Genomic DNA, 12447 nt, shown 5'->3' with positions numbered 1-12447 from the left:
TCTCCCATCTCTCAATTCTTCATATGATTATGGTACCAGTCATTAGCCTCTTTTAATACCTGCTCTCCGCCTGCCTCCATAAACTCCTTTACGAAAGTATCGAAGTCATCTACAGATCTGTCCCCTGTTATGATGGATATATAAGCCTTGTTTTTCATTTTTATAAGTTCTGAACTGTTCTTTATTAAAGAAGGCGTTGATACCTCCATCATGTTATATAAGCCATTTTTGTCCAGGTCCAGGGTCGAAGCCCATTGCTCTCTACGTCCTAAAGTCTTGCTGGGGACGGTCATCCCAATATTAGCGCCGATCTGATTCGTATAATTAACCATTTTATCAAATGGAGGAAGTATTACTATATCGTCATTGGACTTCCCAACCCACTTCCAATGTTTCCCTTTCACTCCGTATAGCATTGACAAATGTTCATCCTGGTTTGGATTTGCGCTGATATAGTCTAGAATTTGTAGAATCTTTTCCATCTTCCCCGGCTCTTTTGCCGCATCGGTACCGATAGCTGTAAAATTCATCAGCATCGCATAAGCTTTAGATCCGCTTTTTCCCTGGGGGCCGGTGACAGGTTGTCCAAAGCCAATCTTTGCATGTTGGTTTTTTAATGAAAGCTCTAATGCATTGAACGTGGCTTCTACAGGAACTTCTTCACCGTGTTCATTGATTACCTTGTAATCACCGGCTTGTATCCAGTGATAATAGTTGCCCATGGAGGTCATTCCGATTTTACCGTTGATAAAGGAATGGGACAGGTGCTTGTAGCCTCCTTTATTTTCTCCGGTTATGAATTCAGGGTCAATAATACCGTCCTTATACCATTTATGGAGGTACTTGAGGGCTTCCTTCATCTCAGGTTCTAAAGCACCGATGACCAGACGCTTATCCTTAACTCCGAAGTAAAGCTGCTCGGCAAAGACAATCTGTCCGAACGCTCCGAAAACAACATTCATTCCTTCACTTGAAAGTCCGTAAGTATCTTTCTTTCCGTTTCCGTCAGGATCCTTATTGGAAAAATCATACATAGCTTTCTCGAAATCAGATAAATTCTCCGGGATCTTAAGACCAAGATGATCCAGCCAATCTTGTCTGTACACCACAGGTATTCTATAAATGTTTGTTGGACTTACCACAGGGATTCCATAATACTTCCCGCCGATTTTCCCATAATCCATATACCCGGGAGCATTCATTTTAATCGCATGGATAATGTTCGGTGCGTGCTTGATCAACATTTCCTCCGGAATCTCGGCAAGCACGCCCTGTGCCTGATATTTCAAGAGATCTTGCGGCTTTCTTATCCGAAAGAGGTCAGGGGGCTCACCTTGAGCAAGCCTGAGATCCAAGAGCCCTTCATATTTATTATTTTCGAGATTCCATATCTCCAGATCCACATTGAATTTATCCTCTATGTATCTAATCATTTCCGCATGCTCAGGAACAGGCTCGTTCTGATGCATGGTCCAGGAAATTTTATACTTTTTATCATCAGCAAATGCCGCTGCAGCATTCGATATTTGTTCATGTTTACTTTTTTCCTGTTGAGTCCCACATGCACTGGTTAGTATGACGATCCATACTAAAACCAGGGAGATTGATCGTAAATTATTTATTTTCATCACACGAACCTTCCACTGATAGTTAATATCGTTATCTATGCCTGCTTCATTAAGCTTCTCACATAGGTTTTAGGTGTACAGCCATTTATTTCCTTGAATTTTTTGATAAAATATGCTGCTGTGCCATATCCAACGGTATTGGCTATCTGTTCTATGGTCATGCTGCTTTGTGCCATAAGTTCCAAAGCTCTTTCCATCCTTTTTTTCGTTACATAATCGGTATAGTTGATTCCTGTTTCCTCTTTAAAAATCTTGCTGAGGTATTTGGGGCTTATAAAGACCTTACCGGCCACAGTGTCCAGGGAAAGCTCCTCCGAAAGGTGGCTGCTAATATAGCTCTTAACTGCCTCAATGGTTTCCATATTCCTATCTTCACTACGCTTGTCCATATGGCTAAGAAATTCTGTAATGGAATGAACGAACCACTCCCTAAAGCCGTTGATGCTATAAATGGACGTATATTGCTTGAATAAATCCATTCCGTCGCTTGTATATCGCACGCTTTTCAAATAATCCGAGTAAACGGATACCGTGTTCAATAAAATATAATGGCAATAATCCGCCGCATACACGCCTTCCTTCATATGTTCAATCAAATGGTCTATGGCTTCGACGACACCAACTAAACTCCGGGCCTGAAGCTTTTCTTTAAACTTGAGGAGAACAGATTGTGGAATTTCATGATTACTGGTTTCCCTGTTCAGCAGGTTTACATCCTTTATCATTGAAATTTCAGGCATGAAGTAACTGTATTTAATAAGGATCAGAGCTTCAGCATAACTTTTGTGCACATCTATACATTCATGTACCCAATGACCCAAAGATATTTTAAAATCCAGTCCAAAACTGTTTTTGGCTTTTGAAAGGATAAAGCCGGAAAGCGTCTCTATGAGCCAATCTTCCGGATTGTTCGTGCATACGATGACAACTATTTTTTTATCCGGAAGCTCTTCGGCTATGATATGGCTTTCATGAAAAGACGAAGCTTCCAATTGATTGATCAAGCGGTATAGGACATACTGGATGCTTTTGGAATTCAGTTCTTTAAATCCTTTGCTTGCAGGGTCTATCACCATACAGCAGAAATGAGAATACTTCATTGATACATGTAGGGATTGAAGCTGTTCTACCAGTTCTTCGGGACTATAACTGTTATTTAGCATGTTAAGCACAACGTTGTGCTTGATAACCGGATGGTTGGTCTGAAGGGTTTCTTCAAGACTGCTTACCTTGTTTGTCAGCTTATGGATGGCAGTATCGATTAACGTGTATTCATTCAATCCGTTTTCGGCTGTATGGTCGAACACACCTTTGATTTTGCCCATTAAGCGTTTTAAAGGGTTATAACTTGCGATCGTGAAAATGCCGGACAGGACAATGCCCACAATGATGGCCAACAAACAGATTAGCAGTACTATCTTTTGTAAAAATATGGATTTCTGATAGTAGTTATTTGATGGCGTGATATTGTAGATTTTCCATTCATTCGTCAAAAATTTGTGATGGGATACCACATAAGGGATATGCTCGATGGTGTCGTTGAAGCTTTCAGCAGCCGCATTGGAAGAAAGAATTGTATTGATGTATGAGTGGTTAATGGTTCTTCTTCCAAGTATTCCTTTATCCGCCGCAGAAATGATTTTTCCGTCTTTACCGATAATAAAAGTGTTTTTATAGTCGGAAGGCATAATATCCTGGATGATATGACTGACGGCAGCTTCCTTGATATCAATGGCAATCATCAGTTCACTATTTTCACCGGTGGAGTTAAAAGGATAACTATGGGCATATGTGATCAAGGGATTCATGCTGTTATTGCCGGACATACTGGTATATATATCCTGGGGCACTCTGCGTGTTTCCATCCATAAAAAGCTCTTTTCATTACTGCGCATCCTGTCTATCCAGTCCATAGCCAAGAATGCGTCTTTACTTCTATCATCATAGTAATTCAGCCCATAAACAGAAGAAATCATAACGTTTTGTTTGGTATAAAACAAATGGACAGCATAAACTAGATCCGAGTTATTCGCGACTTCATTCTTTAGTAAGTCCTGAATATCAATGATTCTGCTGTAATTTCCCTGAAGCGTATTCTTCGTATATAAATCAATGTTGGCAGATTTCCCTAGAGAAAGATCGAGGTATATTTTTTCTACTCTTTGGAAAACGGCCGTTTCAATATAATTTGCGGCATTCTCCAGAACCATTTGATTCTTAGTTCTTATTTCTTCATTGTAGTCTCTAGGAACATACATATAAAAGATAGAGCAAAGAAGAAGGACAATGACAAGAACGATCGTTACATAGGAGATAGCCAGGTTGGTAAACACTGAATTCCGTTTTTGCATTATCTTCTCACCCCCACGAAATTATACTACAGATAGTTAACAGACTTTGCGGCTTAACTAAATCTTAACACGGGGCTTCTTCTTTCATTATGAAAACGCATTCATATTGTTTTCTCACAACAAAGTACCATTTTTATATAATGTGGAATTTGTTTTATTGAAGGGCAGATACCCCAATGCTACATTCATATCGAACGAAAAATCTTATTCACGAGAGGAAGATTTTAGAGCATGGATAGGAGAGGATATGAATTGAAAAAGAGATTAAGAAGGAAGCATTTATCAGCTGCTTTAGGCCTATCATTGATTCTAAGTTCCCTGGGTGGAAGTTTTGCGAGTGCGGCAATATTACCATCAACAGTAACTCCACCAGTGGCATCTTGGGGGTACTTTGTAGATGAACAATTGAAAGGTAATGATCCGAAAATCGGGGTGCTTTCCGGATTTGGACAGCTTTGGGCTCCTGGCACTAGCTGGAATAACGGTATAAGTCTAAACGAAAGCGTGCTGAATGCCAACATTCAAAAAGTGGTTGACTTTGCAGCTAGCCGAACTTCCAGTGAGGCAGATGCGGCATATTTCGATGATCGTAGAAAACAGAGCTACAGCGTCATCGAAGGTCTGGGTTCGCTTACCGATTTCTATCGAACGAACGCAGGAGCAACGACAACGATCAACGATATCCCGGCCGATGCCACATCTAAAAAATATGATGATGGAGGAACCGATTCAGGCAGCACGAGTTCTAGTCTAGGCAACATAGTGAGGTTGGTCCAAACCATCCGCAACTACAACGCTTCAACGACCCAGGCGAAAAACTATTATAATTATCCTCGCCCGTATCGTTGGAAGAAGGAGGGCTCTTCGTTCGTTCTTCCTACCACTCCTGAAAACAACACTTCAATCATTGTTCCTACGCTGGTACCTGCAATCAGTACGACTCCGGCTACTGATGGAGGGTTTCCTAGCGGTCATACCAATGCCGGATATCTCAGCGCGATAGCGATGGCGTATGCGGTACCAGAGCGTTTTCAGGAACTGCTTACGCGAGCTTCGGAACTCGGACACAACCGTATTTTAGCCGGTCATCATTCGCCGCTTGATGTAATGGGAGGCCGCGTCCATGCAACTGCGATTACGGCAGCTGCCTTGTATGATCCAAACAATAACTTGATCAAGCAGGCTGCTTATGATGATGCTCACAGTAAATTATTAACGCAAATGGGTACAGCGCCAGATCGGTTCAGCGATTATGCGAAGAACAAAAAAGAATATACGGAACGTTTAACCTATGGATTCACGCCAATCGCTTCCACGACGGAAGCCATGGTCGTTCCTAAGGGAGCAGAAGTCCTGCTGGAAACACGCCTGCCTTACCTGGACAGCACGCAGCGTCGCTGGGTTTTGGCCACGAACGGTCTTCCATCAGGCTATCCTGTGCTGGATGATCCTGAGGGATGGGGACGGCTTAATCTTTTTGCCGCAGCGGATGGTTATGGCGCTTTTGCCACTGACGTTACAGTGACAATGGATACTTATAAAGGCGGTTTCCATGCAATGGATCGCTGGCGGAACGATATCTCCGGCACAGGAAAGCTGACCAAACAGGGAACAGGTACTTTAAAGCTGCAGGGTAACAATACTTATTCCGGAGGCACACAGATCAACGAAGGCATCCTTGAGGGTAATTCGGAGACGGCTTTCGGAAGCGGCGGCATGGTGAACAACGGGGGAACCGTCATTGAAAATGTTTATGGAAAGATGACGATCGGCGGAACTTACACACAATCTGCCAATGGTACACTTGAACTTAACCTTAACGGTAAAGATGATCTGCTCGAGATAAAGGGTGCGTTACATGCTAATGGGAAATTACGTCTGAATTTTACGGGCAATTATGTGCCTAACGGCGTCGTCACGATCATAAACCATGGTAAGGACCAACGGAATGGACAATTCTCTTCGATTGAGACTATGGGATTGCCAAGCGAGTATAAAGTTAATGTTATCTATTATTCCGATAGTATCCAGTTATTGGTAGGCACGAATGACTCAACAACTCCAAACACGGACACTCCTCAAACTCCAGGTGGAACGACAGTCAACAAGGATGCAGGGGCCAATCCTGAAACGAAACACGAAAAGTCCCCATCCGGACAAACAGTGGATCATGTTGTGGTTGACGGCGGCTGGTTAAGCAAAGCTATAAGCGCACTGAATGGAAAAGATGCCGGCAAGCAAAGCATTAAGATAGGGGTTACCGGCAACGGCGATGTCGCTAAAGTCGACTTGCCAATGAGTGTTCTTGCCGATTCGAAACAATCCATGCCTCAATCGGTCATCTCCATTCAAACTGACGACGGCACAGCGTACAATTTACCTACATCGGTCATCGATACGGCGAAGGTGGCACAAACGCTAGGGACTGACGCTAAAAACGTGCAAATTAGCGTGAACATTCAGAAGGTGACAGGAACCGTTGCCGATCAAATCATACAAAAAGCGAAACAAAATGGCGTTACCCTCCTTGGCGGCACTAATGCGCGAGTTATCGAATTTAGTATAACGGCGAACGCAGGCGGTAAGACAGTAGAAATCAACAATTTTGGAAAAACGTACGTAACTCGCAATCTTATCATTAAGCAGTCGTCAGACCCGAGCACTGCGACAGCCGTCTTATATGATCCGGCAACCGGGGAAATGACCTTTGTCCCTGCAGTCTTCCAAAACGTAGGAGGCAACACGCAAGTCACGATAAAGAACCGCAGCAACAGCATCTATACGGTTGTTCAGTCGAGCAAATCCTTTGACGATCTGAATAACCATTGGTCCAAAGCGGATGTGGGTCTGATGGCCTCCAAGCTCTTGGTAAAAGGGCGTACGGATTTTCAATTTGCTCCTGACGAAACGATCACACGCGCCGAATTCACATCGCTCCTGGTTCGTGCTTTGGGGCTGAACGATAAGGCAGCAGCTACTTTTACGGACGTGAACAGCAAGGATTGGTTCGCGGGTGCTGTAGGTGATGCGGCCAAAGCCGGTTTAATCGGCGGATTTGAGGACGGCTCCTTCCATCCGAACGATAACATCAGCCGCGAGCAAATGGCTGTGATGCTATCCAAGGCGATGGACTTGGTAGGAAAAAGCTACAACGTAAATGGAAAACAAACTGAACTGCTCGGTAAATTCACCGACAGAAGCAGCATCAGCAGCTGGGCCCAAACAGCGGTCGCACAAGCGGCGGGAGCCGGTCTAGTTGCCGGTAAAACGGACAACACGTTCGTTGCCGGCGCCAATGCAACTCGTGCAGAAGCCGTAGTGATGCTGAAGAGATTTTTGCAGGTTGCCGAATTTATTAACTAATCCAACGTTCTAAGCGGAGGGTGTCCTAAAAGCCATGAAGATGGCTGAAGGACACCCTCTTTTGTATAACAAATAAACCATTCTTGGTAAATGGAAGTGCGTGCCGTTCTAGCCATGTATAACTCTTGAAATGGCAGGTGAGAATGGAAGATATTACATGCTTCTAGGTGGATGTTATTGATGAGCAAATTCCTAAAGATATTTGTCCGAAAGTTAAAGGAGAAACTGCAACATGACGCTCAAGCAAATACTCAACAAGCAGAAGCGCTTTCAGGCAACCTTGGGCAAGATATTAACAATATCATTGCGTTAACCGGAAATAGCTCGGATATTACCAATCGAATATTTCAAGGAGCCAATGGTTTGCCTATGGCTATTGTTTATGTAAATGGTCTAACCGATACCGTTGTTATAAACGATAACATCATGAAACCGATCATGTCCGATGCAGAAGTAAACACAGCTGGGCAAAGAAAATCTTCGGACTATTTTACGGACATTAAAGATAAAATTCTTACTGTTAGCGCCACAAGTACTGTAAGTAAAATGGATGAATTGATATCCGCATTGTTCAACGGAGATACGGTTATTATTGCGGAGGGTTGGGAACAAGGCATTTCCGCAAGTTCTGCCAAATGGATGCAAAGAGGCGTAGAGGAGCCTTCGTCTCAATCCGTTATTCGAGGTCCTAAAGATGGGTTCACCGAGGATATAAGCACCAATGTTGCGTTGCTCCGGCGCAGAATCAAAAGTCCGAATCTATGGAAAATCGACCGCAAAATCGGACTCGTAACCCAAACAGACGTTAGTGTTATGTATCTAAAGGGGACCGCCAATGATTTAGTGGTGAACGAAGTTCTTCAAAGGCTCGATCGCATTGAAATAGACGGCATTCTTGAAAGCGGCTATCTGGAAGAATTTATTCAGGACCAAACCTTTACCCCGTTTCCTACAATCATTAACACGGAGCGTCCCGATAGTGTTGCGGGCTCTATCTTGGATGGACAGGTTGCGGTCTTGGTAGATGGAACACCTTTTGTTCTTGTACTGCCTATCACCTTCTTCAAGTTCTTCGTAGCCAGTGAAGACTATTATCAAAGGTTCGATATCTCTACCTTTTTGCGTATTTTGCGCTTCTTTGCATTTACCGTTTCTATGCTTCTGCCTTCCCTCTATATTGCAATCACGACTTTTCATCAAGAAATGATTCCCACGACCCTCCTGGTTAGTCTTGCGGCCCAAAGGGAAGGGATTCCCTTTCCGGCATTCTTTGAAGCTTTAATGATGGAAATCACATTCGAGATATTAAGGGAAGCAGGGGTTCGAATGCCTAGGGCTATCGGTTCTGCTATTTCCATCGTTGGAGCTCTTGTTTTGGGACAGGCAGCTGTTGAAGCTGGTCTCGTATCGGCGGCCATGGTGATCGTAGTAGCCTTTACGGCGATCTCCAACTTCGTCGTTCCGGCATTTAATATCTCGATTGCAGCACGTTTGCTTCGCTTTATATTAATGGTTCTTGCCGCAGCCTTAGGATTGTTCGGGATTATGTCGGGGCTCTTCTTTCTGTTGATTCATATGTTATCTCTTCGCTCTTTTGGCATTCCTTACTTGACCCCCCTAGCGCCTTTTGTACCAAACAACTTGAAGGATACCGTTGTCAGGGTACCTTGGTGGATGATGGTTACCAGACCGCGACTTTTCGCTAAGAACAATTATGTTCGTCAAAATGTAAATCGGCGCCCTAACCCTTCCGACAAGGACAAGATGAAGTAATGATGTAAAAAGGGGATAAGGAAATGAAGCGAAGGCTGATCTTGCTGCTGATCGCCATCATGTTGTTACTTGAAAGCGGTTGTTCGAACAAAATCGAACTTAATAGACTGGGGATCATCAGCGCAATAGCCTTTGATATGGACGAAAGCAATCAATGGGTGTTGACCTTTCAAATCATCATTCCGAAGTCATCCCAGAGTAAAGCCGGAGGAGGAGGCTCCCAATCTCCGGTTACTGTCTTTTCATCGAAAGGAAAGACCATCCTGGAGGCCATTCAAAAGAGTGAATTAGAAGCCCCGCGCCATCTCTTTTTTTCTCATACGCGCGTCATTATTATCAGCCAGCGTGTTGCTAAATACGGAGTCAACCCCATATTGGACGCTTTCTTGAGAAGTTACGAATCAAGGGAGAATACGAATGTTCTTATTTCGGAAGTAGACGCCAAGAGAGTGTTGGAAGTTCTTACGCCACTAGAGAACATTCCCGGAAATGCGCTTTCCAATTTGCTAAGCGGACAGGGAAACAGACAAACCAATTTAGTTCAATCCAAGTTACATGAATTCATATCCACAATGACAAATCCATCCGCAAGCGCCACATTGCCGGAAATCAAAATAATGGGTGAGCAGCAGGGTCAAGTCTCTTTAGATGCACTCAATGAAACTCGCAGTTCCGCCGTATTGAAATTGGATCGAGTTGCGGTATTTAAGCAAGACAAGTTTGCCGGTTGGTTAAATCGAAAGGAAAGCCTAGGCATCCCGTGGATAACGAATCGCTTAAAACAAACGACGATCGTCTTTTCCTGTGAAGGGGAGAGCAGCCGTGAACAGCTGTCCTCCTTTTTGATTGAGAAATCCCGCACCAAATTAAAACCGAGCATTTCTAACGGTAATTTGTTTATGTCTGTAGATATTAATGCGCAAGGAAACTTGATTGAAACGGCTTGCAATTTAAATCTGAAACACAAGTCTGAAGCCTTAACCAAACTTGAGAAATATATTCAAGAGCAAATTAGGAACGACGTAGAGAATTCATTTCAAGCTGTGAAAAAGATGAAAGCAGATACGCTGGGCTTTGGGGACGCATTCCATAAGTCTTTTCCGCGAGAATGGAAAACGCTGAGTCAGAACTGGGAAAACGAGTTCACGAAGATAAGAATGGACATTAATGTCAAGGTAACAATCCGACGAACCGGAATGATCGATGACTCCTTTTCCAGAATCTCCGGTAAAAAAGAATGAGAAAAGAGGCTTCTTCATGGAGCGGATCAGTAAATACCAGTTGGGTGCGATGATCATCTTATTTCAAATAGGGAGTACGCCTTTATTCGAATTAGGCATTAGAGCTAATCAAGACGCCTGGTTGGTCGTCTTTACTAGCTTTCTGCTAGGGTTACTGCTGCTTTTTCTTTTTTTGGCGATCCAACACAGGGAACCGGAAAAAAACTGGAGTCAGCTATTGATTCAATATTTCGGTTCATTCGCAGGGAAGTTCGTCTTATTGCTCTATGCTTTGTTCTTTGCTTATGAATCCATGCGAAATTTGCGGGACTTTGGGGATCTTACTCTTATGACCATTCTTCCCCGTGGTCCCATTTCCCTCATTATGCTAATTATGTTAACGATATCGATCTATGCGATTTACAAGGGAATAGAAGTCTTCTTTCGGTTAGCCGAATTTATAGTGGTTGGCGTACTGTCTTTTTATTTAATTTTGCTTATTATGCAATTTATTTCAGGAGCTGTGCATTGGAATCGTCTTTTTCCGGTCTTAGAAAATGGATTACAACCTGTATTACGGGAAAGTGTAGCACATACCGTTTGGTTTCCATTCGGCCAAATGGTGATTTTTCTGATGTTCTGGAGCTATTTAAACGAGAAAAAAGAGATGTTCAAAACGTCGATTCGCTCTTTTTTTATATCTGGCATCGTTATTCTTATCGCGAATATCATGAACCTTGTCGTTCTGGGGCCGGAATTAACTGGCATTAGTACTGTACCTCTACTGCAATCCGTTCAGTTGATTCAGATCGCTGAAATATTCGAACGTTTTGATGCACTTGTCATTTTACTTTTCTATGCGGGGATATTTATCAAGGCGACATTATGGTATTTGGCCGCTATACTTGGGCTATCTCAGTTGTTTCATACCGATTATCGAAGGTTCGCCCTTCCGGTTGGAGCCGTTATTTATATCACTTCCCTTCTTCCGCGAAGCTGGCAGTCGCATTTAGAGATCGGTGATATCATAGCGGATCAATTCCATGTCAATAAAATTTTCATTGGAATTATTCCGGCTGTTCTTTTTTTCGTTATGTTGATTAGAGGACGTTTAAAGAGACGACCGAAGTGAATGACTTCAGTAGTCTCTTTCTTTATACCGGTTTCTAAAGAAATCCGGCGTCATGCCCACCGATTTGCGAAAGGTAGAGATGAAATGCGAAGCGTCCAGGAAGCCGGTTGCTTCGGCGATCTGCTTGACCGTACTATGCGGTTCAGCGATTAGTATTTCTTTGGACTTTTGGAGCCGCAGGTGTAGTAAGTATTGGTAAGGAGAGATGCCGAACGCTTTACGGAACAGATTGTTAACGTGCTGCGGACTGACGCAGAGCAGGTCTGACATCCAGCTGAGCCCTACATCGGACTGTGCATAGCATTCTTCGAGCCGGATCAAAAGCGGCAGCAGCCGTTGGTGGCTCTGCGAGAAGGAGGCGGCGCGGTTGACGTAGCCATGCTTTTTGAGAAGCGTTAAAAACTGATACACCTCCAGCGATCCGTTCATCCCGGTAAAATCATAGCTATAGCGGTACTTTTCATAAAAATCCTCATGGATGGAGGCCAGCGGTGTATCGGGTCCCCAACTGAGCAGTGTCATCAGCGGGAGCTCCAAAGCGTGGACGATGGAGGACGCTAATACGCCGTCAAAGGTCAAATACCAGGTGGACCATACCGAACCGGAAGCCCGGTATTCGTGCCGTATGCTTGCAGGCATAAGAATGCCTTGATTCTCGTTAAGTTTAACCGTGATATTGCCCATCTGGATGTCGCCGCTGCCTTGCGTCGTCTGCAGCCAGTGAAAGCAGGGGAAGCCTTCTTCCCTCAGGGTGGGCTGCTGCTCGTTTTCAAAGCCAACCGTATCCATAATCAGCGGCAGTTTCCTGTCCGTTTCGGTAATGAGGAAAAATTTTCTGTAGTCCACAGCCATGATGAGAAACACATCTCTTTCATTTTTTAATATATGATGCGTCGTATCTTATATTTTAAAAGAAAAAGTTGTCCTGTACAATGAAGGGTGAGTTGATAAATATGATACGCATTGTAAAGTGAGGGATT

At 43.6% G+C, this 12447-nt stretch carries 7 protein-coding genes; 4 read left to right on the top strand and 3 right to left on the bottom strand.

Going from position 1 to position 12447, the window contains the following annotated elements; genetic code table 11:
* Window positions 1–11: 11 nt before the first annotated feature.
* Entirely contained in the window at window positions 12–1628 is a 1617-nt protein-coding gene (locus tag ICC18_RS25685; protein ID WP_188177309.1) for an extracellular solute-binding protein, read from the bottom strand.
* A gap of 35 nt (window positions 1629–1663) precedes the next feature.
* Window positions 1664–3979: a helix-turn-helix domain-containing protein gene (locus ICC18_RS25680; protein ID WP_188177308.1), complete on the bottom strand. Its 2316-nt coding sequence runs from the start codon at window positions 3977–3979 to the stop codon at window positions 1664–1666.
* Window positions 3980–4231: 252 nt separating this feature from the next.
* Here ICC18_RS25680 and ICC18_RS25675 point away from each other — a divergent pair, with 252 nt between their 5' ends.
* The 4 genes from ICC18_RS25675 to ICC18_RS25660 all read left to right on the top strand — a co-directional run bounded on the left by ICC18_RS25675 (window position 4232) and on the right by ICC18_RS25660 (window position 11467).
* Complete coding sequence (locus ICC18_RS25675; protein WP_223192860.1) at window positions 4232–7342, top strand: S-layer homology domain-containing protein; 3111 nt, start codon at window positions 4232–4234, stop codon at window positions 7340–7342.
* Window positions 7343–7522: 180 nt separating this feature from the next.
* Entirely contained in the window at window positions 7523–9115 is a 1593-nt protein-coding gene (locus ICC18_RS25670; RefSeq protein ID WP_188177306.1) for a spore germination protein, read from the top strand.
* Between the two features lie 23 nt (window positions 9116–9138).
* Window positions 9139–10356: a Ger(x)C family spore germination protein gene (locus ICC18_RS25665; RefSeq protein ID WP_188177305.1), complete on the top strand. Its 1218-nt coding sequence runs from the start codon at window positions 9139–9141 to the stop codon at window positions 10354–10356.
* 16 nt (window positions 10357–10372) lie between these two features.
* Window positions 10373–11467 (top strand): GerAB/ArcD/ProY family transporter, encoded by a 1095-nt coding sequence (locus tag ICC18_RS25660; protein WP_188177304.1) that lies wholly within the window; start codon window positions 10373–10375, stop codon window positions 11465–11467.
* Window positions 11468–11473: 6 nt separating this feature from the next.
* Here ICC18_RS25660 and ICC18_RS25655 read toward each other — a convergent pair whose 3' ends face one another.
* A complete protein-coding gene (locus ICC18_RS25655; RefSeq protein ID WP_188177303.1) occupies window positions 11474–12319 on the bottom strand; it encodes an AraC family transcriptional regulator in 846 nt (281 codons plus the stop codon).
* Window positions 12320–12447 lie beyond the last annotated feature (128 nt).

Source organism: Paenibacillus sedimenti, from assembly GCF_014534655.1.
Lineage (GTDB): Bacteria > Bacillota > Bacilli > Paenibacillales > NBRC-103111 > Paenibacillus_E > Paenibacillus_E sedimenti.
The sequence above is the reverse complement of the archived record's forward strand: the minus strand, read 5'-3'. Positions and strand labels throughout refer to the sequence as shown.